The 20304-nt window shown below is 68.0% G+C and carries 26 protein-coding genes and 1 pseudogene; 20 read left to right on the top strand and 7 right to left on the bottom strand.

Annotated features, from left to right (window positions below; translation table 11 throughout):
* Window positions 1-44: 44 nt before the first annotated feature.
* The 9 genes from OHA03_RS28540 to OHA03_RS28500 all read left to right on the top strand — a co-directional run bounded on the left by OHA03_RS28540 (window position 45) and on the right by OHA03_RS28500 (window position 6650).
* The gene (locus OHA03_RS28540) at window positions 45-647 is read left to right on the top strand and encodes a DUF4913 domain-containing protein (protein ID WP_267006595.1); all 603 of its coding nucleotides are present in this window, start codon (window positions 45-47) and stop codon (window positions 645-647) included.
* A gap of 85 nt (window positions 648-732) precedes the next feature.
* Entirely contained in the window at window positions 733-1209 is a 477-nt protein-coding gene (locus tag OHA03_RS28535) for a hypothetical protein (protein WP_267006594.1), read from the top strand.
* A complete protein-coding gene (locus tag OHA03_RS28530) occupies window positions 1206-1874 on the top strand; it encodes a hypothetical protein (protein ID WP_267006593.1) in 669 nt (222 codons plus the stop codon). The genes OHA03_RS28535 and OHA03_RS28530 overlap by 4 nt, the downstream gene beginning before the upstream one ends.
* A 234-nt stretch (window positions 1875-2108) precedes the next feature.
* Window positions 2109-2648 (top strand): winged helix-turn-helix domain-containing protein, encoded by a 540-nt coding sequence (locus tag OHA03_RS28525; protein WP_267006592.1) that lies wholly within the window; start codon window positions 2109-2111, stop codon window positions 2646-2648.
* Entirely contained in the window at window positions 2558-3181 is a 624-nt protein-coding gene (locus OHA03_RS28520; protein WP_267006591.1) for a transposase, read from the top strand. Before OHA03_RS28525 ends, OHA03_RS28520 begins: the two co-directional genes overlap by 91 nt.
* A gap of 387 nt (window positions 3182-3568) precedes the next feature.
* Window positions 3569-4135: a hypothetical protein gene (locus OHA03_RS28515; RefSeq protein WP_267006590.1), complete on the top strand. Its 567-nt coding sequence runs from the start codon at window positions 3569-3571 to the stop codon at window positions 4133-4135.
* A 53-nt stretch (window positions 4136-4188) separates the two neighbouring features.
* Window positions 4189-5034, top strand: a complete 846-nt coding sequence (locus OHA03_RS28510) for a helix-turn-helix domain-containing protein (RefSeq protein ID WP_267006589.1) — start codon at window positions 4189-4191, stop codon at window positions 5032-5034.
* Window positions 5035-5156: 122 nt separating this feature from the next.
* Window positions 5157-6092 carry a DUF317 domain-containing protein gene (locus OHA03_RS28505; RefSeq protein ID WP_267006588.1) on the top strand — a complete coding sequence of 312 codons (936 nt, stop codon included), beginning with the start codon at window positions 5157-5159 and terminating at the stop codon, window positions 6090-6092.
* Between the two features lie 69 nt (window positions 6093-6161).
* The gene (locus OHA03_RS28500; protein WP_267006587.1) at window positions 6162-6650 is read left to right on the top strand and encodes a hypothetical protein; all 489 of its coding nucleotides are present in this window, start codon (window positions 6162-6164) and stop codon (window positions 6648-6650) included.
* Between the two features lie 4 nt (window positions 6651-6654).
* Here the strand turns inward: OHA03_RS28500 and OHA03_RS28495 are convergent, their stop codons facing one another.
* Window positions 6655-6921 (bottom strand): hypothetical protein, encoded by a 267-nt coding sequence (locus OHA03_RS28495; RefSeq protein WP_267006586.1) that lies wholly within the window; start codon window positions 6919-6921, stop codon window positions 6655-6657.
* Between the two features lie 220 nt (window positions 6922-7141).
* On the opposite strand from OHA03_RS28495, the gene OHA03_RS28490 reads away from it, so the two are divergent.
* The 5 genes and pseudogenes from OHA03_RS28490 to OHA03_RS28470 all read left to right on the top strand — a co-directional run.
* Window positions 7142-7492: a DUF317 domain-containing protein gene (locus OHA03_RS28490; RefSeq protein ID WP_267006585.1), complete on the top strand. Its 351-nt coding sequence runs from the start codon at window positions 7142-7144 to the stop codon at window positions 7490-7492.
* A gap of 46 nt (window positions 7493-7538) precedes the next feature.
* Entirely contained in the window at window positions 7539-7709 is a 171-nt protein-coding gene (locus tag OHA03_RS28485) for a hypothetical protein (RefSeq protein ID WP_267006584.1), read from the top strand.
* A gap of 161 nt (window positions 7710-7870) precedes the next feature.
* Window positions 7871-8083, top strand: coding sequence for a hypothetical protein (locus OHA03_RS28480; RefSeq protein WP_267006583.1), 213 nt, complete (start codon window positions 7871-7873; stop codon window positions 8081-8083).
* Between the two features lie 90 nt (window positions 8084-8173).
* The gene (locus tag OHA03_RS28475; RefSeq protein WP_267008195.1) at window positions 8174-8503 is read left to right on the top strand and encodes an esterase; all 330 of its coding nucleotides are present in this window, start codon (window positions 8174-8176) and stop codon (window positions 8501-8503) included.
* Window positions 8504-9043: 540 nt separating this feature from the next.
* A pseudogene (locus tag OHA03_RS28470) lies at window positions 9044-9889 on the top strand (transposase); the annotation flags it as partial.
* A 478-nt stretch (window positions 9890-10367) separates the two neighbouring features.
* Here the strand turns inward: OHA03_RS28470 and OHA03_RS28465 are convergent.
* The gene (locus OHA03_RS28465; RefSeq protein WP_267006582.1) at window positions 10368-11531 is read right to left on the bottom strand and encodes a hypothetical protein; all 1164 of its coding nucleotides are present in this window, start codon (window positions 11529-11531) and stop codon (window positions 10368-10370) included.
* Between the two features lie 64 nt (window positions 11532-11595).
* Between OHA03_RS28465 and OHA03_RS28460 the strand changes: the two genes are divergently transcribed.
* A complete protein-coding gene (locus tag OHA03_RS28460; protein WP_267006581.1) occupies window positions 11596-12336 on the top strand; it encodes a transposase in 741 nt (246 codons plus the stop codon).
* A 603-nt stretch (window positions 12337-12939) separates the two neighbouring features.
* Here the strand turns inward: OHA03_RS28460 and OHA03_RS28455 are convergent.
* A complete protein-coding gene (locus OHA03_RS28455; protein WP_267006580.1) occupies window positions 12940-13200 on the bottom strand; it encodes a hypothetical protein in 261 nt (86 codons plus the stop codon).
* 445 nt (window positions 13201-13645) lie between these two features.
* Window positions 13646-13780 carry a hypothetical protein gene (locus OHA03_RS28450; RefSeq protein ID WP_267006579.1) on the bottom strand — a complete coding sequence of 45 codons (135 nt, stop codon included), beginning with the start codon at window positions 13778-13780 and terminating at the stop codon, window positions 13646-13648.
* 417 nt (window positions 13781-14197) lie between these two features.
* Here OHA03_RS28450 and OHA03_RS28445 point away from each other — a divergent pair, with 417 nt between their 5' ends.
* Entirely contained in the window at window positions 14198-14680 is a 483-nt protein-coding gene (locus OHA03_RS28445) for a hypothetical protein (protein WP_267006578.1), read from the top strand.
* 367 nt (window positions 14681-15047) lie between these two features.
* Window positions 15048-16322: an ISL3 family transposase gene (locus OHA03_RS28440; RefSeq protein WP_267005943.1), complete on the top strand. Its 1275-nt coding sequence runs from the start codon at window positions 15048-15050 to the stop codon at window positions 16320-16322.
* An 88-nt stretch (window positions 16323-16410) separates the two neighbouring features.
* Here OHA03_RS28440 and OHA03_RS28435 read toward each other — a convergent pair whose 3' ends face one another.
* Complete coding sequence (locus tag OHA03_RS28435; RefSeq protein ID WP_267008194.1) at window positions 16411-16704, bottom strand: transposase; 294 nt, start codon at window positions 16702-16704, stop codon at window positions 16411-16413.
* On the opposite strand from OHA03_RS28435, the gene OHA03_RS28430 reads away from it, so the two are divergent.
* On the top strand, window positions 16672-17337 hold the full coding sequence (locus OHA03_RS28430) for a hypothetical protein (protein ID WP_267006577.1): 666 nt from the start codon (window positions 16672-16674) through the stop codon (window positions 17335-17337). The genes OHA03_RS28435 and OHA03_RS28430 overlap by 33 nt on opposite strands.
* 9 nt (window positions 17338-17346) lie before the next feature.
* The gene (locus OHA03_RS28425; protein WP_267006576.1) at window positions 17347-17580 is read left to right on the top strand and encodes a hypothetical protein; all 234 of its coding nucleotides are present in this window, start codon (window positions 17347-17349) and stop codon (window positions 17578-17580) included.
* Window positions 17581-17825: 245 nt separating this feature from the next.
* Here OHA03_RS28425 and OHA03_RS28420 read toward each other — a convergent pair whose 3' ends face one another.
* Complete coding sequence (locus OHA03_RS28420) at window positions 17826-19262, bottom strand: restriction endonuclease (RefSeq protein WP_267006575.1); 1437 nt, start codon at window positions 19260-19262, stop codon at window positions 17826-17828.
* Window positions 19263-19448: 186 nt separating this feature from the next.
* On the opposite strand from OHA03_RS28420, the gene OHA03_RS28415 reads away from it, so the two are divergent.
* Window positions 19449-19811, top strand: coding sequence for a hypothetical protein (locus OHA03_RS28415; RefSeq protein WP_267006574.1), 363 nt, complete (start codon window positions 19449-19451; stop codon window positions 19809-19811).
* On the opposite strand, the gene OHA03_RS28410 is transcribed toward OHA03_RS28415, so the two are convergent.
* Window positions 19808-20212: a hypothetical protein gene (locus tag OHA03_RS28410; RefSeq protein ID WP_267006573.1), complete on the bottom strand. Its 405-nt coding sequence runs from the start codon at window positions 20210-20212 to the stop codon at window positions 19808-19810. The genes OHA03_RS28415 and OHA03_RS28410 overlap by 4 nt on opposite strands.
* Window positions 20213-20304 lie beyond the last annotated feature (92 nt).

The following is a 20304-nucleotide window of genomic DNA, read 5'->3' as shown; positions in this document are numbered from 1 at the left end:
ATCCTCTTCCCCATGTCGCCCTCCCACAGATGGAGCACGCCCCCATGTCCGACACCAGCAAGAGCGCCCCCGGCCCCGAGCCGTTCCGCGTTCCCGACGGGGATCTCGACGACCTCGCCAGCACCCTCGCCAAGACCATGGCCGAGGTCAGGCAGCACGGCGTCATCCTCGACCGCCTCGGCTCCGAGCCCGCCCCCGTACCCGCTGCACCCCAGCCGTCCGACGAAGCTCCGGCAGGAACAGCGGGCTCTGAGCCGGCGGACGGCCCCGCCTCGGTGTTCATCCTCGCCTTGGGTGGCGAGGCGCACGCCGTCGAACTCGCCGCCCTCAATGCCTGGGTAAACCACCTCTTCCTGCCGGTGTACGGCCGAGAGATCAGCACGACTCGCCCGTGGTGCGCGCGGTGGCACGAACACCCCGAGGCCGTCGCCCGGCTGCACGCCCTCTGGCTCGCGTGGCAGCAGCTCACTGATACCGAGGCCGGCCTGTCCGGTCCCTCGACGTGGCACCGCGACCACCTGGACCAGGCGTTGGTCCATCTCCGTGCTCCCGACGGACCCTTCGCCGCGTGCACGACGAGCCCGAACCGGCCCAACCATCGCGTGCTGGCTACCCCCGCACCCGCGCAGTCGGGGTCGGCGACATGAGCAACGAACTCGATTTCTCTCTTGATGATTTCGGGCCCGCAGACGCGGTTTCCGACGCCCAGCGACAGCGTCCTCGGAGGTCGATGTGAGCCGCGCTTGCTTCGCCTTCGCCGCACACCCGGACGCAATCGCGGACCTGCGGGAACTTCCCGACGAGATACGCGACTTGGCGCTGCTTGAGCTGCAGAACCTAGTCCATGGGAGCGACGACTGCCTGCCGCTGAAAGGCCGCCTCGCGGGCTTCCACAAGGTCTACGTCGACCCGTCCGTCTCCTACCGGATGGTCATCCAGTTCCGCCCAGCACCGCCCACCTCGAATCATAAGCGCGAGATCTACCTCGTCGCCGCCGGTAGCCGGAAGGACTACGCGGTCTACCACTCGGCCCACCTCCGCACCAGCCCCCACCTGGACACCGAGACAGCCTCCGCCACCGAGGCGCGCGTGCAGGCCGCACGGTCCCGCTCTCCCCGCGCCGCCGACCAGCCGATGGCGGTCCCGGCAACTCCCCCAGCAGCAGCCCAGCCCGCGATGGCTGCCTCCCGAAAGGCACCCCAGCGATGACCGTCGACCACGCCCCTCTGGCCCGTACCGAACTGGCGGGCCTGCTCACCGAAGCCGCGCAGAGCGTCTCCGGGATCCTCACAGCCGAACACCCGACGGCCGCCAGCCGCTCCTACCTCCACCCCGTGCTGGGCGCACTGTCCGCAGGCCCCCGGGTGGCCTGCGAGCTGAACGACCGGCTCGAAGAGTTCGTGGCCGACGAGCCGCGTCCCGCGACGCCGGCAGGTCTCTTCACCCTGGCCTCGTACGCCTCCGCGCTGGGATGGCTCACCGAGTCCCTCGCCGAGCTGACCACCTCGGTCGACCAGATCTGCACGCGCGTGGGCATCCCCACGGGCCCACCTGACCCGGCCATCGCCGCGCCCGCCGGGGTGGGGCAGGACAGTAAGTTCGACTTCGCCGTCAGCGCGCTGGAGTTGGCGGCGATTCGCACCGCCGCCGAGGCCGCCGGCCTCGTGCCGGGCGACTACGTCGAGGTGCTCTCCGAGTCGCTGCTCGCAGCCTCCCGGATCACCGACGCCTGCATGGAGATCTCCAGCGGCCTCCGCGAAGACGCCCAGTACGTCCTTGGCGAGGCCACCGACCATGTCTGGATCGGCGACGGCCCCGACAGCCTTCCGACCCTGGTCCGTTCGCTGCTCGCCCGGATGGAGACGGCCGAATGAACCTCTACGACCGACCAATCGGCCCGGCGCCCACCAGGTCACCGAGGAGTTCGTCGATGAGGCCCCCTGGACACTGAGCGACAACCGCAGCCCACTGCGCGACTCGCTAGACCTGGTCGAGCGAGTCGTCGCCGAGGCCGCTCGCGATGTCGACGAGCTGCACGGCGAACTACTGAGATTTTCGGGTTGTCGTCGGGTAGTGACGGTTCATGATCCCTGCGGTATGTCGTTGGTATGCGTTATCCGGAGGGTGGGGGCCTGACCGCTGAGCGTCGGGCGTTTCGTGAGGGGATCCGGCTCCAGGCCGGCGGGCGGTTCGCGGCGGGTGAGAAGACCGCGGTGATCGCGAAGGATCTGCGGGTGAGCGTGCGGTCGGTGGAACGCTGGCGCCGCGCCTGGCGCGAGGGCGGGATGGAGGCCCTGCGCTCGGCCGGACCGGCGAACTCCCCGGCGGTCACCGATGCCCAGTTCGCCGTGCTGGAAGAGGAATTGGGCAAGGGTCCGGCTGCGCACGGCTTCGAAGATGAGCGATGGACCCTGGCCAGGGTACAGACGGTGATCCGCCAACAGTTCCGGCTGAGTCTGTCGGTGGCGACGGTGTGGCGGCTGCTGAAACGGCACGGCTGGTCCTGGCAGGCACCCGCCCGCAGAGCCCTCGAACGCGACGAGCACGCCGTCGAGCTGTGGAAGAAGGAGGTGTGGCCGCGGGTAAAAGGATCGCGGCGGCCCATGGTGGCTGGATCGTCTTCGAGGACGAGGCCGGATTCTCCATGACGCCGCCCCGCGCCCGCACCTGGGGCCGGCGCGGACACACCCCCGTCATCCGGGTGAGAGGCAGATCCCGCAGACGGACCTCGGTGGCAGCCCTGTGCTGCTACAAACCCGGCGAGAAAAGCCGTCTCGTCCACCGGCCCCGCAACCATCTCCTGCTCAAGGGCGCACGCAAGAGCTTCTCCTGGCAGGACTACCGCGATCTGCTGGTCCGCGCTCACATCCAGCTCGGCGGGCCGATCGTGGTGGTCTGGGACAATCTGAACACCCACCTGGCTGCTGGGCTGAAACGGTACGAGGCCGAGCACGACTGGCTCACCACCATCCGCCTCCCGCCCTATGCACCCGACCTGAACCCCGTCGAGGCCGTCTGGTCACTCGTGCGCAGAGCCACGGCCAACACCGCCTTCGACACACCCGACGACCTCGACCGCACACTTCGCCGCGAGTTACGCAGAATCCAGACCCGGCCCCACCTGATCGACGGCTGCCTCACCGCCACGGGCCTGGCTATCAACCCACCGACCTCTCCCTGAAAACTTCAGTAACCCGCGCCGCCCAGTCCGCCATCCACCTGCTTGCGCCCATTGCCCAGGGCGATCACGCGAGCATGCGCGGCTGGTACGGCGCCCTGCGGACCACCGGCCCACGAACGAGCGGCGACTCGCTCGCCGGCGCGCAGCCTACGAGCAGCACACCCGGCCCATATCCACCTTCCGTCACCCACTGCCCGAACCGGACACTGCGCGGCCCTCGAAGACTTCGAGACGCACGTAAGGCCACGCCGCGCCTATCCGCCGCCCTCAGCCACGACAACACCACGACGATCTCCGGCACCGTCGCCGATCCAGCTCTCGCACCCGCAACAAGCACCGCCATCACGCCTTCCCGTTCCCGCTGATTGCCCCCAGAAAGGACGCCCCATGTCCAACGCGCTCTACACCCGCCGCCTGGTCGAGCACCGGTACGGCCGCCCGCTGGAGGAACTGCAGCGCGGCAACACCTCCGGCCGCTCCGACGACCCCGTCCTGCCCATCCTGCTGCGTCGGCTCGGCGGCCTCGCCCAGACCGACGCCGATGCCCGGTCTGCCCGCCGCAACCTCGACGCTGCCCGGCAGCGGTGCCGCTCCGGCGAGCGCTTCCTCGACGATCTCGTGCTGCGGTACGCGACCGAGGTCGTCGACCTCGAACGCCGCGAACAGGCCGAGGCGGAAGCGGTCTGGGACCTGCTGGAGGTCCGTCTCCTGCTGGACCTCCCCTCCGCTCAGCGGCCCTCGGCCCACCGCGCAGCCCCTGCCTCTGCCTCTGCCTCTGCCTCTGCCTCTGCCAATCAGGACTTGCTGGCCGTCGCTCGCGAGGTCGCCGTCGGCCTGCGACGCCTCAACCGTGAGGCACTGCGCCGGGGTCTGCGCGACCGTGGCATCCACGTCAGCAATCACCGCCTCGGCGCGGTGCTCCAGAGGCTCCGGGCGGAGGGCGTCGCCCGCTGACCACTCGGTCTCACCACACAGCCGGAAGCCTTTCCCTAACGGAAGTTCGCGCCATGCCCACCCCCGTACAGCCCTCCGCTTCCTCCATCGGCTCGGTCGATGCCCAGCGTGTCGAGGACGCACTTTCCCTGATAGCACCGAAGTGGACCACCTGGTCGGCGCAGACCCTGGCGCAACAGGGCCGTCCCATGCGTGTGCGTGACGTCGCCGCCAGGCTCCCGTTCGTCAGTGAGCAGTTCGTCGGCAAGCGGCTGGCCCAGATGCACGCTGATGGGCTGGTTACCCGAGCCGGCGACTGCAATGGCGCTCCCTACCAGCTCAGTGCATTCGGTGAGTCGCTGTCCGCGGTGCACCGTGCGCTGTCGGACTGGTCCCGGACCAATCTGTCGCTCGGCGGCGAGGTGGCCGGTGCCGAACGCGTCGAGGACGCCGTGCGGCGTCTGTACCTTCGGCATTCGACCGCCGTGGTCCAGGTTCTCGACGCGGGTGGCCCCATGCGGTTCGTCCACATCGCCGAGGAGGCCGGCCTGGACAACGGCTTCACCAGGCAGCGGCTCAACCGGCTTCAGACCGACGGCCTGGTCGCCCGTACCGGCCCGCGCCACGGCGACCCGTATGTCCTGACCGACGCCGGGCGCGCGTTGGGCCCCGTCTACGCGACCGTCGAACGGTGGAGCAACCCCGTCACCACGCGCAGGCACTCGTCGCCCTCGGCTCCTGTCACGGCGGCCACCCGGACCCACCCCGGTGTCCCGCTGGGATCGGATGGCATCCGGACCGCGGCGGCCCTGCGCCGGAGCGCCGCCGTACCGAGTGCCCTCTTCAGCCACGCCCCGCAGTCGCAACCGCCGGTGCCTACGGCCGTCACCGCCCGGTCGGCCCCCTCTCGGGGCCGCTGATTCGGGTGGCACTGAGAGCCAACCGCGTCTCCCCGTTGCCACGACGCCCGCGTGCGGTCGAGCAGCCCGTTGCGCTGCGCACGCGGGCGCCTCCGCCTCCTACGTTCTCCGGAGCCTCGACTATGAGCACTCAGCAGCCCTACGACCAGGATCCCTACCAGGAGGTACTGGTCAGTCCCAGGTATTTGGCCGGTTCCAACGGGGCCGGAGACGTCGGCTTCGCCCCTGTCGCCCAGTGGCCGCACCACTATCTCGACGAGGGGCCCTGCCAGCTCCTTGTTACCTCGCCCGACCAGAGGGTTCGTATCGGCTGGTTCGGCGACGACTTCGAGCTGTGGAAGATCACCGCATCCAAGGAGGCCGTCTCCGCGCCCCGCTGGATGGCAACCTTCAACCATGTCACCCCGGCCGAGATCGTCGCCGGTCTCATCACCGCTCTGGCTCACGACTACGCCGAAGCCGACGCCTACGACGGCAACGGGCGCTTTCTGGCGAGCCCGTCGTTGTACTGGGCCGACGCCGTCCGGCCGCTGACCGATGCCGGCTGGACCCGCGACGGCGGGGCCGAGCGCGGCACCGTCGAGATCATCGCCCCTGACGGACAAGCTGGCGTCCTGATCGACAACCGTCTCTCCGGCTGGGACGACGAAACCGTGACGCTCTGGGCCGGTCCACCGGGCTGGGGCACTCGCGCGGAGGCCGTCTTCACAGCCCGCACCCCGTCTCACTTGATCGCCGCGACGGCAGCCGCCATGACCGATCCAGCCCCGGTGATCCGTGAGCGGCACCAGCTCGATCGTAAGATGGAGAACCTGGTCACGCTCACTCCCGTCGGCCCGACCGCCCCCCAGGTTCCTCGGGCTCCGACCCCACTCGACGTGCGCCGCACTTCTGTCACCCAGGCCGTCCAACGCGCCGCCCGCACCCCGCAGACAGCTGCCGATCTCCGGGTCATGGCCGCCCGCAGCCGCACGGCGACTGCGGCACAGAACCGATCGAGCAATCCCTCGCCCGCTCTCGGGGCCAGGCCGCCGGCGGCCCAACGCCACAGTCGCTGACCGTCGCGCCCCGGGCCTTCCGGGGCATCACCGCCAACCGAAGCACCTCCGAATGCCGGGAGTTCCGCCATGCCCGACGCCACCGCACTCGACCAGGCCACGGCCATGATCGAGAAAGCCTGGGGCCGCCCTGTCGACGCTCTGGAATCCCTCGCGGTCCTCCGCCCAAGCGATGACCCGCTCCTGCGCTCGGCCATGCACATCCGCTCGGCCCTGGTCATCACCGACAACGCCGCGGCTGTACACCAGGGTCGTCTGCACGCCCTTACCCGGCCCGGCCACGTGCCGGCCTTCTACGACCTGGAACGGATCACCAGCTCAGCGGCGGACCTTCGCGTCGCCCAAGCGGAGAGCCGTACTTCCCTGCAGGCAATCATCCACGTGATCGAAGCACGTGAAGCCGCCGCGACCGCGGACCGGGCCCCAGCAGTCCGGCTGGCCCAGGCCGCTGTCGCCCGCTCCGGGCACGCTCCACGCGCCCTGGGCCAGGCGCCCGGCCAGCCCGCTCCTTCGGCCCCTGTCGGCCCCTCGCTGGCCAGCCCAGGGCCGCGCCGCTAACCGGTCAGGCGAGGTCCTCGTAGCGGTGGGCATCCCCGATACGGGAGCCCACCGCGCGGGCCAGCTCCTCCAGCGTCAACGCGACTCGACGCCCATCCGCGATCCGGTCCTCCACCACCGCACCCTCGTCACCCCGTCCGTCGGACTGCGCACCAACAGCCCACTGGCCATCGGCGACCATCGCGATGTCGCCCACCGTCCACGGCCGCCCGGCAGCCAGGACCTTGCGCTCCAGCCCGGCTCCATCCCAGCGTCTGCTCTGCTCCGCCATCCCTGCTCCCCCTTCGGTCCCGTACAGCCCGTTGCCGCAACCCAGATACGACAACCGCGTCCGCCGATCCATTCCCGGGGCCACGGGCCCTCCGCTGACGACAGCCAGTTCGCCCATGGCAGACGCCGCTTCCCGGGAAAGGACTACGGACTTCGGTACACCGCATGCCAACGTACGGATGTCGGGAAAAACCGCAGGTCAACGAAGGGATCGTCCAACCGTGAACGCCTCCGCCACCCTCCTGCCAGCCATCGTCCGCCCCACCGTGGAAGACCGCTACTGGCTCTCCTCCGACCACTGCGCGGGTCCTGTGATCGACCTCCTCGACGCCCTCGACGCCCTCGACTGGGCAGTCGCCGACACCCCGGAGGCCAACGTCCACGCGACGAGCCCGGACGGCCGTGTCTACGTCGGCTGGCTCCCCGAAGACCCCGCCGCCTGGCAGCGCGGCATCGTCTGGCAGGTCCGGGTGCACCCCACCGATGCCGAGCCCTGGGCCCAGGAGTTCGGCCTCCACACCCCGTCCGAGGCCGTCGCCGGCTTCATCACTGCCCTCGTCGCCCACCGCTGACCGCGCATCCACACCGCCTGCTCCGAACCGACAGAGAGTTCCGACCGTGCGCCTGCTCTCGGCCACCCGCCCCGGCTACCGCCGCAAGTGCGCCTACGCCCGACGCTGCACCTGCTACTACCTACCCGGTCAGTACGGCCGCCGCGCAAAGACCGTCCGCCGCCGTGCCGCCCGCCGTACCGAACAACGCCAGTGGCAGCGCGATGTCGCTGAATGACCGCGCACACCCATCGCCCCCGAACAACGAGAGCCGCAATCGGCATCTCGCCAGCCACACCGAGGGGCGGAAGGCCCTACGTGACCTGCTGCGCCTCGACGGTTCCTGACGTCCCACCACCAACCCGGCTTCCCCATCCCGTTCTGCTCTCGGAGGTTCCCGTGCCCCACTATCTGACCGTCGGCCACCTGCTCCGCCAACTCCAGGACCTCGACCCCAAGCTGCCGATCCGCCTCGCTATCAACCCCGACTTCCCGTTCACCCACTACCTGGGGGCCCAGGTCTTCGTCCGGGACGGCAAGGCGTTCATCGCCGACGACGGCCAAGAGGGCTACCTCCCGGTGAAGGTCAGCAACGCCCTCGCCTGGGCCTGACCAGTCCCACCGACACCTCCGGAGGCTCCTATCTCGTCGCAATCCCGCACTTCGCACGTGCTTCCGCTGCACGGCCTCGCCGTACGGCCCATGCCGAGCGGCGTGCGCGGCGCGCTGGTCCAGCGCGTCTCCGCCCTGCCCGATGGGCCGCTCGACGTCACGTGGCTCGCCGTCGAGACCCCGAGACTCCCCCTTGGCCGCAGTCGCCTGCCCTGGGAGCCCGCCTCCCTCGCGGGCTGGAACGTCACGGCCCATCTGGGCCTGGCCACCACCGAGGTGCATCTCGCCTCCTGGCCCGCCGCCCCGGACGACTGGCCGCGCCTGATCCGCCCGACCATCCACGAGGTGCTCGGCCTGTGCGCCGCCCTCACGATCGCGACCGCCGCCCTCGACCTCTCGAACCGCCTCGCCCAGGTCTGACCGAAACCGCAGAAGGCCGCCCCGCACCGATCAGGCAGGGGCGGCCTTGCCGTACGCCCATCCGCGCGTTGCGTACGCTCATCACCGACGAACGAGGAGGACACGATGGCTGACGACCAGCAACTCTGGGGGCATCAGGGGGTCGCCGCTCATCTAGGCATCAGCATCCGAGCTGTTCGGTATTCGGGGCGCGTCGTATTCCCCCGGCCGCTCACGCGTTGGTCCCGCCAACAACCTGCTGCGCGTGACCGGGCGACTGTCCCGTGAGGGGGTCTATCAGGAATCAGGCTCTGACAAGATTTTCGTAGCCGTTGATCGACTTTGCGGTTTCGGCCTCGGCAAGTGCCTTGGTGCGGGACGCTGGTGGCGTGTGATGTCGAGTTGACGGCGCTGCTTCCCCACCTGGCTTCGGTGCTGGTCGAGGCGGTGGAGGCAGGCGAGGGCCTGGTCAGGATCACGGTGCGGACTGCCGCCGGGGTCTCGGTGATCTGCCCGGGCTGCGGGCAGGGGTCGGCGTGGCAGCACAGCCGGTACGTGCCGCAGATCGCCGACCGCTGGCACCTGTGGCACAACCTCGGGGAGGCTGTCCTCAAGGAGGTCCACGCGCACGCCGGCTGCTGGGCGAAATGCGGACCGCCCTCCCAGGCCCGTGTCCGCGAGGAAACTACCCGGGAACGCTGGCATCAGGTCCACGCCCTGCTCGACCAGGGCGTCGGCCTGCTGGACTGCGCCCGCCGCCTGCAACTGGCGCTGAACACCGTCAAACGTTATGCCCGAGTCCCCGAGCCCGAGCAACTGAAGAAGGCCCCGCAGTACCGGCCCACCCTGGTCGACCCCTACCGTGACCACCTGCGACGGCGCCGCGAGGAGGACCCCGCCGTGAGCATCAGGCATCTCCTGGAGGAGATCAAGAAACTTGGCTACCAGGGCAGCTCGAACCTCCTCTACCGCTACATCAACCAGGGCCGCGTCCAGTCCGACCGCCCCGCCGTCTCACCTCGCCGCCTCAAGGGCCTGCTGTGTACCGAGCCCGAGCAGCTCAAGGACAAGGACCGCGAGCTCCTCAGAGCGCTGACCGGGGCTTGCCCCGAGATGACCGCCCTGGCCGGGCACATCCGTTCCTTCGCGGCCCTGCTCACCCCCGCCGCCGACAACGCCCGACACCTCCAGGAGTGGATCTCCCAGGTCCGCGAAGACGACCTGCCCCACCTGCACGCCTTCACCCGCGGACTGGAACGCGACCACGACGCCGTCGTCAACGGACTCACCCTCCCCTTCCACAACGGCGGAACCGAAGGCGTCAACACGAAGACGAAACTGATCAAGCGACAGATGTACGGCCGCGCCGGCTTCCGCCTCCTCCGCCACCGCATCCTGCTCAACTGATCATCCCGGCGGGCGATCAACGGCTACGAAAATCTTGTCAGAGCCTGATTCATGACACTCCCTACCCAAGCGACACGGCGAGGCTAGAGTAATTGGCAGCCCTGAGCGTGCTGGCGAGATGGATTATGCCGCTGAAGTCACTTGCTAGACGAGGGTGGCTCGGGCAGCTCCCAGACCCGAGCGAATACGTCGGCAACCTGGGGCCAGACCAGCCGACGAGCGTCCTCAACCGAGTCGACCTTATCGGCCAAGGGCCCGAAGACGACGAAATCGTGTGGGATGATTCTGCCGGCCCTGTCTTGCCGTCCCAAAGGATCTGGGAAACGCAGCGCCCCCTTCTCGGCGACGCGGCGCCAGACTTCCGGCTCGTCCCCGACACCCGAGAAGACATCGTCGTAGACCCGGAGCGGATCCTTGTATCCCCCGTCACGGAGAAACCGGAAACCCCAGGTCCGCCCACGAGTGGCCCAGATGAGGCTCATTTACAGCTCCTGAGAAGGATCTGCTCCTCTTCGCCCCTGTCCAAGTCCATCCGGAAGCGGGTCAACGTGGCTGTTAGGTAGTCTTGTTTGGCCAGCGCTTCGGAGTTGATATCCCTGAGTTTGTCCCCTGCTAGCTTGGCCGCATCGTTCAAGACTTCCTTCGAGAGAACGAAGCCGACAAGGTTCCGCAGAAGGCCTACTGAGCCAGGCAGCTTGACCTTGCGTCCGATCAGCGCAGCGGCCAGAGCTCCGGCGCCGCCCAGCAGACTCTCGGCCACTTTCACAGGGATTTGCTTCAACTGGGCCCACCGGACGTGCCGCTCGAATGGGAGCATGGCGGCCAGTGGCAGGATCAACTCCAGACCAACGCGCTTGGTCACCTCAATCTTTTCTGCGCCGAACTTCGCTGACGAAAGCAGCACGAAGTCCTCACCCACGGACAACGCGTCGCTGGCCTCCACTAGCCCAGCGAGCACCTCGCGCAATTCGACTATGTCCTCGCCGGCCTTCTCTATGAGGAGATCCCTGAACTTGAACACGTCCAGGTTCGGCAGCAGATCGGACTTTGACAGCGCCATTATCCAGATACGCGGAAATTCGACGAGAGGCTTGCCGTCCTCCAACAGATCGCCCTTAAGCGACAGCAGTCCGTTGCGGAAATTGGTCAGCAACGACTTCAGGTACCGTTCTTCCTCTCCGACGTTGTCCAGCAACCGCTGACCGTCCACCAGCAAGAGAGCGACATCAGAGCCCAGCAAAGACATGAACGTGTCAACCCTGCGTTGGGCCTCCTCTGGCCCGCTCACGTCCTCCTCGAACCACTCCCCCGGGTAATCGTGCCAGACGAGGCGCAGGGCGTCGAAAGGTCTGGCCTTTATCGCCTTGGCATCGAACCCATCCTTCAGCCTGACTGAGAAAGAGTAGGACGTGGCGGAGAAACGGGTGGACGCGGGCAGTCGCGCTGAATCTCTCATGCCAAGGTAGTTTCGATGCAGCCGAGTGCCCTGGCCAATCTCGTCCGCCACGACATGGAACAGACTCTTCTGTAGGTGCCGAGGCTCCTGCGTGGCTCCGTAGAAGGAGGAGAGCATGACGGTCTTGCCACTGCCGCTCTCGCCGAACACTGCAACGTGCTGCTCTAGCGCTCTGCTCACTTGCATATGAGGAGCATACTGAGGTTCCCCACGTAGCGTGAAGACCGTGACTGCAGGGGAAGTTGGAGTCATGGCAGATCAGCGTCAGCGGTACGACGCGGAGTTCCGCGAGGGGGCCGTGCGGATCGTCACCGAGACCGGGAAGACGATCGGCGAGGTCGCCAAGGACCTGGGGATCAAGGAGACCACCTTGGACAACTGGGTCGCCCGCGCTCGCCAGCGTGCCCGCTACGGCTGGGGCAACAAGTGGCGCGTCAGCGAGGAGCACCCGGCCATCGTGGCGTTCGTCAACGAGTGGCCGCAGCTGAGCTGCGAGGCCAAGGCGAAGCTGGTGCGCGGGCTGCTGCTCGGCCGCAAGGAGGCTATCTGGTTCGAGGCGGGCAGCCAGTTTGGCACCCGGGACTACCTCGGGCAGGCCATCGGCCCCAAGCTGTCCGCCCGCCTGCTGGGGGCCTGCCGCCGCGTGGATGTCACGGAACTTCTCGGTGGCGGCGCCATCTCCGAGGGCTACCGCGCCGACTTGTTGCAGGCCGCCACCCACACCCAGGTCAACGACGCCGGACTGATCTACGCCCAGGGCCTGCCTGGCATGCCAAACCGGCCCGTCCGCTACCAGGTCCGTGAGGTCACCGACGCCCAGGCCGCCCAGCTCGGCGTCGAACGCGCCACCGCCGGGCTGCCGGACCTCGCCCACACCCTCACTGAGACCGGGCTGGGGCAGCAGTACCAGGACCTGCTCGCCCGCAGTCGCGCCGATGCCACTCCGCCTCTGGCGCCCGCCATCCTGCACAAAGCCTTCCGCGCCGAATAAGACCCCGACGCGCTGACCGTCTCCCAGACCGCTGACCCTCTGATCGCCGACGACGCGGACCGCTGGGGCTGCTGGGACGACCGCTCCGACCGGCTCGCCGTGATCGGCCGCAACCTCCGCCGGGCCCTCTCCGACGCCGGCGCGGAGTTGGCCTCCACCCGGCTGCGGCACCTACCCGGCGAGCCCACCGGCTACCTCCTGGCCGACGTGAAGAGGCACTCGGGGCGTTTTCGTGACCTGCCCGCGGCCTGCCGCCCAGGCACGCCTCCGGCAGGCCGCCGTACAGGTCCTGACCTGCGGCGACAGGTTCAGTAGGTCGATTCACCCCACCCCCCCGGCCGGCGTCGATGCTCCCCTACCTGCTGTCCAGGCCTGCCGTGACCGCCCGGCCCGCCCCGGCCACCACACCCGATTCGACCGAGCCCCATCCCTGCTGCGAGGAACCCCGTGAGCGACCACGACGCCCCCGACACCGCGTACGCGGGCGGGCGAGGTCCGCCTCGCGGTGAGGTACCGGGCCGGACATCGGTCCCTCCCCTCCGACGCGAGGATATGGCTGTGGCCCGTCGATGCACGACGGGCCACGCCTTCTCATCTGCGGATCTACTTCGGGGTGTTCTTGTCGTTGGCCGGGAGCTGGATGGTCTCCTCGCAGTCCGTCCAGTGGTAGACCCACTGCTTGCGGACGGCGACCTTCCCAGCCCAAGGGAACAGGCTCTCGGAAAGGCCGATGATGCGGTCGGCCATGGTGTCCAGTGCCTTTTGAACGCTGGCCCCAGGGATGTTGACCCCCTTCAGGCCGCGCGGCACCTCGAACTCAAAGCTGATGCGCAGCGAACGCGGCGTTCCTTCGTGTTCTGACATTGCCCCTCCCATGTGACGAGTGCCAATACACACGAGACTACACCGAACTGATACAGAGTCAACATCCTCACGAGAGCGAGGGTTTCTGGTGAATAGATGAGCAAGTGACCTGGATGGAAAGATCAGTTCAGGGGCTGAGTTTGCCCGGCTGCGCTTCAACCCGGTGGAACCTCTTCTCGTGACGCCGCCGCTGGGCGGCCAGAGCGAGGGCTCCTTCGCGTGAGCACTTGGCCTGGTGATGGAACCCGCAGTGCGCTCGAAGGTTGGTCTCTCGATGGTCATCACCAGGCACGATGTGGTCTACGTCGGTAGCGAGTTCCTCTGCGCTCGCCGCACTGATCGTGGCGAGTGCAGCGATGCCCGTCTCGTCGCAGGATGCGAAGTCGGATGCGCGGCCAATCCGCCGGCAACCTCTCGCGCCGGTCGGAGCCTTCCCAGTTGGGCACTACACCTCCAGGTCGAGGAGGGCCGCGAACGCGGTCGAAGCCTGCTGCGGGACTACGCCGTTCGCGAGGATCTGAAGCTGTTGCCCGGGCGTCAGGCCGGGCACGTCCGTGACGTGACCGAGGGGGAGGTCCATGCGCCACTCAACCCACTCGACAGTCACGCGGGGACCGCCCTTGCGTCCCACCTCGGTAGGTGAGGGAGCAGCGCGGCCGCTCACGTCCTCCCACTGCCGTATGGCAGAGAGGTACTCGCCCCAAAGTCGCAAGTTGATCTTGGTTTCGGAAAGACGAAAGCCTGTGACCTGCGTCAGACTTCGGCGGCGCCCGAAGTGCGACGGCGAGGAAAGCGACGGCGGAAGAGTCGCCGCGAAGAGTGATGCCGCCCGGAGGGCGGACAACGTGAAGGCGGCAAGCGGCAAGCGGCCGTGGCGGCCGGCAGGCCGCCCCTTCAGGAAGACCCTTGCGCCCAAGCCTGCTATGTCATGACCCCTCGGCATTTGCTTGATCATTCTGTTAATCTCCGGCCATTGTTGATCAAGAGGGGGGCCACTATGAACAAGAACCATGTTGCGGGATACATCCTCACCGGAGTGGCGAGCCTTGCCGTTGGCGCGGTAGTCGGCACAGCCACCAGTACAGAGGCGTTGCCGAAGCCCGGCCCGACCGTCACCAAGACGATCGCTGCACCGACGCCGAGCGCGAGCGAAAGCAGTGCGCCGGCACCGAAGGGTGACTGGTCGCCGCAGGAGTGGGCTCGACAGTTCAAGGCGTTCACGGTGAAGCACGGGACGGCCCAGCAAAAGGCCGTGGTGAATCACGTGACCAAGTTGAAGGGCTTCGACGGGAACGCGGACGACTGGGAGGCGTGGGAGGTGAAGGTCTACACGGACTACCAGGGGGAGGAGTACGACCACGACTCGGAGGCTGAGCTGATCGTCGACGCCCTCACCGACTGGCAGGAGAGCGAGAAGGGTGACGTAAGCATCTACGTCTACAACGCCAACGGTGACGACGAAGGTAGCGGCAACCTGTGAGCCTCGGGGGCCACTCCTGAGCAGTGCCGACGGAGTCGCTGCAGAACGCTCGCGCCGCCGCTGATCTGCGGATATGCAGGCCGGGGGCGCGAGCCCGCCGAGGGCCTGGTCGACCCTGGAACTGCGGCAGAATCCGAGCTGCTAAGCGTGGATCCACCGCCTTGGATTGAAAAGGATCTTCTGACGGTCTGAGCTGGTGCCGGGTCGGTGCTCGGTTTTGGGCAGGTGGTATCTGCTGGTCTATCCAGCTTTTCCGGCTCTCCTGTCGCTTCCGTGGGTCGCTGACCAGGGCTGATACGCAGAACACGCCGTAGCCCGGCTACGTTTCGACTTGCGACAGTACGAAACGGAAGAACCTGGATACGGCGTGCGATCTGCAAGCATATGGACTCGGCTGCTCGGAGTCGAACACACGGTGGTCGCGTCGGTCGAGGCCGAGGAGGGCAACGGCGCGGAGGCGGGCCCCTGGGATGTGGTGATCGTGGCCCATGCCCGCCCGGCGAAGAGGCGGCGGCAGCGGTGCGGGGTCTGCGGTCGCCGGTGCGCCCGGTTCGACAACGGCGAGGGCCGCCGGCGCTGGCGTGCCCTGGACCTGGGGGTGGTCCGGGCGTTCATCGAGGCCGACGCGCCGCGGGTGTCCTGTCCCGAGCACGGTGTGGTCGTCGCCCACGTGCCCTGGGCCCGCCACGGTGCCGGGCACACCCTGGCCTTCGACGACACGGTGGCCTGGCTGGCCACGCACTGCTCGAAGACCACGGTGGTCCAACTGCTGAGGATCGGCTGGCGCACGGTCGGCGGCATCTGCGCCCGCGTGTGGTCGGACGTCGAACAGCGCGTGGACCTGCTCGCGGGCCTTACCCGGATCGGCATCGACGAGATCTCCTACAAGCGGCACCACAAGTACCTGACCGTGGTGGTCGACCACGACAGCGGCCGGCTCGTGTGGGCGGCGGCCGGCCGGGACAAGGAGACACTGCGGTCCTTCTTCGACCTGCTCGGACCTGAACGCTCCGCGAAGATCACCCACGTGTCCGCGGATGCCGCCGACTGGATCGCGAAGGTAGTCGCCGAGCGCTGCCCGCAGGCGGTGCGGGTGATGGACCCGTTCCACGTCGTGCAGTGGGCCACCGACGCCCTGGACACCGTGCGCCGCGAGGTCTGGAACGCCGAGCGCGGCGGCAAGGGCCGCGCCACCCCGGGCTCGAAGTCACTGAAGAAGGCCCGCTGGGCCCTGTGGAAACGCCCTGAGGACCTCACCGAACACCAGCGCGCGCAACTGGAGTTCATCGCGAAAGCCCACCCCGTCCTGCACCGCGCATACCTGCTCAAGGAGGGCCTTCGCCTGGCGTTGAAATCCGGCCCCGACACCCCCGAGGCCCTCCTCGACTGGGTGTCTTGGGCCCGCCGCTCCCGACTGGAGCCCTTCGTCAAGCTGCAACGGGCCATCGTCAAGCACTGGGACGCCATCACGGCGGCAGCCGAGCACTCCATGAGCAACGGGATCGTGGAGAGCATGAACACCAAGATCCGCCTGATCACCCGCATGGCCTTCGGCTTCAAGGACCCCGCAGCGCTCATCGCACTGACCATGCTCAGCCTCGGCGGCCACCGACCCCACCTACCAGGGCGTCAAGCTGCATGAACCTACCCACGGAAGCGACAGGAGAGCCGCTTTTCCGCGGGTTCGGTTCCGGTCGGGCCTTGAGGGCGGGTTGGACAGGGGTGTCAGATCAGTCCCGGTGGGCCGTGGGTGATGGCGATATATGCGTCCAGGCTTGCAGCCAGGGCCAGTTGTGGGGCAGGTGCAGGATGATGCGCCATGCGGAGCGAGCGATCCGGGCCGGGACGTGGACCAGGTGGGCACGGATCGTGGCGGTGGTCGCCTCCGCGTGGAAGGCCGAGGTGTGTGCTCCGACGGCCCGCAGCAGGTTGTAGGCCATCGCCCACAGGATGAGCCAAGCCGAGTTGGCGTGGAAGTACCCGGAGGGCAGGTGGGCCAGAGCGCCGGCTTTGCTGTCCGCGATGACCTGCTCGACGACAGCGTGGTGGCGGTGTTCCCGTTCGGTCTGGAGTGTCTGGGCGGGGTTGTCGGTGAAGAAGGGGTGGTAGCGCCAGACAGGAAACAGCTCGCGCGCGCGGACTCCCAGTTCTACAACGCCGGAGTGATCGCAGCCTGCCGCCGGGCCGGCGCCCGCTTCTCCATCACCACCGGCATGAACCCGTCCATCAAACGGGTCGTCCTCAGCATCCCCAACCAGGCATGGCAGAAGATCAGTTACCCGACGCGGTGGAAGATCCAGACACGGGTGACCTCATCCTCGGACGCCGAGGTCGCCGAGATACCCGCCTACACCGCGTTCCCCAGCCGCTCATCCCCGACGAACGAGGAGGACACGATGGCCGACGACCAGCGGCTCTGGGGGTATCCGGAGGTCGCCGCCCACCTGGGCATCAGCGTCCGCGCCGCCCGCAGCCGAAAGAGCCGGGGCAGCCTGCCCGCGCCCGACGACACCACCGTGCCGGACCGGCCTCGCTGGAAGCCCGCTACCTTCCAGGGCTGGCGGCCCGTCGGCCGAGGGTTCCGGAGCGACCTGCACGGCCCCCTCCCAGCACGAGATCACTCCGTCCGGCTGACCGGCGCTCGTGCCCGCCCGTAGGCTGCGGCCGTGACGTCCGACTCGCCGATGCCGTCCCCGCCGTTCCCTTCGCCCGACGATGCTGTGCTCCGGGTGGTCGTCGGCAATGCCATCGCATCGGTCCGCAGCGGCGAAGCCTCGGTGGAGGAGGCGATCCTGCATGCGGCCGTGCACGGCTGGTACGAGGGTCATATCCAAGGCGAGGACGAGCGCCCCGGCTGCGACTTCCGGGGTGGGCTGCCGAAGAACGGCGGCCGCGGCTGACCACCCTGCAAGACCGAGGCGCGCCACCGACATGTTGGTGGCGCGCCTCAGCGTTTGGTACATCGCTCACCTAGGGAGCGGCTCCGTGGGTCGGTCGTGCCGGGTGCAGGAGTTGCTTCGCCATCGTCGGCTTCCTGACAACGCACCTGCCGACAGCACCCCACCCCCGCAGACACCCGAAACAGGCAAGACTCCCACCCTCAACCCCTGGCAGAACCTGCCGCACCACCAGTCGCCCGGTCCGCCTACCAGTCAGCCACGAGACGGAACACCTGGGCATCCGAGGTCCGGGCCAGTTCCCACGAGATCAACGAGTAGCACTCGGGCTTCTCTCCCAGTGGATGATGGGAGCGCAGGGCGCAGACGACGAACTCGCTGGATTCGGCCGCCGCCGGCCAACCTTCCGGCGTCGTACCTCGTGCGGGCCTGTAGTAGGGGTTCCGGGCCACGATGCCGGTGACCCACTTCTCCGGGATCTCCGCCCCCTCCGACGTGCCCTCGGAGCGGCTGGCCCAGGAGGTTGAGGGGATGCCGTCAGAGGAGACGAGGTATCCGACGGCTTCCAGCGGCTCGGGGTTCTCCAGGTGTCCCCGAGTCACGGCGCGGCCTGTAAGCGGGCGAAAGAAGCCGGTGGCCATGGCGTCGTATCGCTCGAAGAGGTGCCGGAGCGGCGCCATATCGACCGGAATGCCGACCAAATGGAAGGAGATGTTGCAGCGGAGGACGATGCGGGAAGGGTCGCTGGAGACGTCCGCGGTCAGCGTGTAGAAGCCCCCGCTGGCGCAGGTGTCGAAGTACGTGACCTGTTCGGTGTGGTGGGGCTCCTCCAGCCCGTCGTAGCGCTTCTTTCTGCCGATCAGCGCGTTGACGAACTCCCGAGCGCCGGTTCCGTGCCAGGCGGTGGTCGCCTGCCGAATGCTCCAGGACGGTTCGGCTGTCGTCCAGCCCATGGCGTTCAGCGTGTGGACGAGGTCGACGAGACCGTTCTCGTCCAGCCGGCGGACCGGGAGGTCCACAGTGACCCCATTGCCGCCGGCGATCACCCAGTCGACGTCGGGCAACTCGTGCACGAAGACCAGCTCGGCGAAGCCGTCCTTGGCCGTCATGTACGGCAACGGCTCCAGGTCGCCGCCGAGCAGGGTGAGGCTGGCTGCGGGCAGATCGTTGACCGGTCGGCGCTCGGCAGTGCGTGTGGTGTTCTTGTCCAAGTGGGCACGGCCATGGACGATGAGTTCGTCCCGCTTCGTCTTCAACAGGTTGGAGAGCGATTCCGGTGCATGGAAAACCTGCAGCAGCTCCCGCTCGCCGATGAGGAGGACGGGCTGTCTCCCCCGGAACTCGACCACCTGCGGGAGGACGGTGTCCGTGAAGCCCGCGACGCTGATGATTACACCGATCGAGCCCGGGACGGCCCGCTCCATGCGCGTCCGAACTCCGTCGAAGGTGTCCACACCAACGGGCGCCTTCTCCCATTTGGCCTCGACGACGTACCAGGTGTCGTCGTAGCCGACGACGAGGTCGGTCTGCCTCGGGCGGGCGGCTCCGGCGTCGCGCTGGACTCGGAAATGAACACTCCGGAAGAGCCGCTCCAGTAGATCCTCTAGCTGCCGTCCGCGCAGATGGGGGTCCGAGCTGACCTGTAGTCGCTCGAACTCGGATACGAACAATGATTCCCACCCCATGACGGCAACTCCCTGCCCCGTTGTGACAGCGCCCCGAAGGCACTCGTTCAGTCCACTTGCACGTGGACCGCAGCTCTGGACGAGCGTAGGCACCACGGTGACCGCTCGCCCATTCGGGTGTAACAAGTCACGCTGTTGCTCGGTAAACCGTACGCTCGATTCCGCATCTTCTTAGTGGAGTTGACCATGAATAACTGTCCCGCCGTGGCGGCCCTGATCGGTCCGTATACCTTGCGCTTCCCACCTCACTCGGCCGTCGTCGAGCGCGTCGTCGGGGACGCGGGGCCCATCGGCACCGCCGCACTCCCTCGCGTTCCAGGGCTGCGCATGCTCTTCGACGAGTCGGACGCGGACGACCCTGGCCAGGAGGTCAACGACCTCGCGCGCCTGGTCGTCGAAGCCCTCGGCCACCCTTACCAAGAACAGATGCGCGGTCTGGTCGGCATTTACCTGGCCGACGCCGAGGGGGTCCCGGTGAGCATGCCGACACCTCTACAGGAGCGCATCTCTACGGAGGTCAACCGTGCCCGCTCTACGTTGAAAAACTAGTCCAGGTAGGTGCCGGCGAAGGTCCCATCGAAGCCGAGCGCGGCGAGGCCCTGCTCGACGCTGGGGTAGGTAGTCCCGTCCGGGATGGCGATCAGGGTGTCGAAGTCGGCGCGGCTGATCTCGGGTTCGAGCCACTGGTTGCTGCACCGGCAGCAGATCCAGACGGTGCGGCCGTGGTTGATGAGCAGCCAGTCGCGCCGGGCACGGCAGGCCGAGCACATCACGGGAATCCCGCGCAGGGCCAGCTCGCGCGGGTGGCTGAGGCAGCGCGTCACGCCGGGGCCGCTGGGCGGCTGCGTCTCGTACTCGAGTTGCAACAGGGGATCGGTGCCAGCGGGGAAGACGGGCAGCACGGGTGTCGGCTCTGCGGGGCGGTCGGTGGTTCTGAGCACGAGCGTCATCTCCCGGTCAAGGTCCTTCTGCTTCCATCCGTAACAGCCGGTGGAACCGGTTGTCCAGGGGTTTCTCGGAGTCCGGCAGGCCGGTTGACTGG

This window comes from Streptomyces sp. NBC_00154 (assembly GCF_026342835.1).
Classification (GTDB): domain Bacteria; phylum Actinomycetota; class Actinomycetes; order Streptomycetales; family Streptomycetaceae; genus Streptomyces.
This window is presented reverse-complemented; position numbering and strand designations above follow the sequence as displayed.

Excerpts from the sequence above, each read along its gene's own strand:
- OHA03_RS28540 (WP_267006595.1), top strand. The coding sequence starts at position 45 with ATGTCCGACACCAGCAAGAGCGCCCCCGGCCCCGAGCCGTTCCGCGTT.
- OHA03_RS28530 (WP_267006593.1), top strand. The coding sequence starts at position 1,206 with ATGACCGTCGACCACGCCCCTCTGGCCCGTACCGAACTGGCGGGCCTG.
- OHA03_RS28525 (WP_267006592.1), top strand. The coding sequence starts at position 2,109 with ATGCGTTATCCGGAGGGTGGGGGCCTGACCGCTGAGCGTCGGGCGTTT.
- OHA03_RS28515 (WP_267006590.1), top strand. The coding sequence starts at position 3,569 with ATGTCCAACGCGCTCTACACCCGCCGCCTGGTCGAGCACCGGTACGGC.
- OHA03_RS28510 (WP_267006589.1), top strand. The coding sequence starts at position 4,189 with ATGCCCACCCCCGTACAGCCCTCCGCTTCCTCCATCGGCTCGGTCGAT.
- OHA03_RS28505 (WP_267006588.1), top strand. The coding sequence starts at position 5,157 with ATGAGCACTCAGCAGCCCTACGACCAGGATCCCTACCAGGAGGTACTG.
- OHA03_RS28500 (WP_267006587.1), top strand. The coding sequence starts at position 6,162 with ATGCCCGACGCCACCGCACTCGACCAGGCCACGGCCATGATCGAGAAA.
- OHA03_RS28495 (WP_267006586.1), bottom strand. The coding sequence starts at position 6,921 with ATGGCGGAGCAGAGCAGACGCTGGGATGGAGCCGGGCTGGAGCGCAAG.
- OHA03_RS28475 (WP_267008195.1), top strand. The coding sequence starts at position 8,174 with ATGCCGAGCGGCGTGCGCGGCGCGCTGGTCCAGCGCGTCTCCGCCCTG.
- OHA03_RS28465 (WP_267006582.1), bottom strand. The coding sequence starts at position 11,531 with ATGCAAGTGAGCAGAGCGCTAGAGCAGCACGTTGCAGTGTTCGGCGAG.
- OHA03_RS28460 (WP_267006581.1), top strand. The coding sequence starts at position 11,596 with ATGGCAGATCAGCGTCAGCGGTACGACGCGGAGTTCCGCGAGGGGGCC.
- OHA03_RS28455 (WP_267006580.1), bottom strand. The coding sequence starts at position 13,200 with ATGTCAGAACACGAAGGAACGCCGCGTTCGCTGCGCATCAGCTTTGAG.
- OHA03_RS28450 (WP_267006579.1), bottom strand. The coding sequence starts at position 13,780 with ATGGACCTCCCCCTCGGTCACGTCACGGACGTGCCCGGCCTGACGCCC.
- OHA03_RS28445 (WP_267006578.1), top strand. The coding sequence starts at position 14,198 with ATGAACAAGAACCATGTTGCGGGATACATCCTCACCGGAGTGGCGAGC.
- OHA03_RS28420 (WP_267006575.1), bottom strand. The coding sequence starts at position 19,262 with ATGGGGTGGGAATCATTGTTCGTATCCGAGTTCGAGCGACTACAGGTC.
- OHA03_RS28415 (WP_267006574.1), top strand. The coding sequence starts at position 19,449 with ATGAATAACTGTCCCGCCGTGGCGGCCCTGATCGGTCCGTATACCTTG.
- OHA03_RS28410 (WP_267006573.1), bottom strand. The coding sequence starts at position 20,212 with ATGACGCTCGTGCTCAGAACCACCGACCGCCCCGCAGAGCCGACACCC.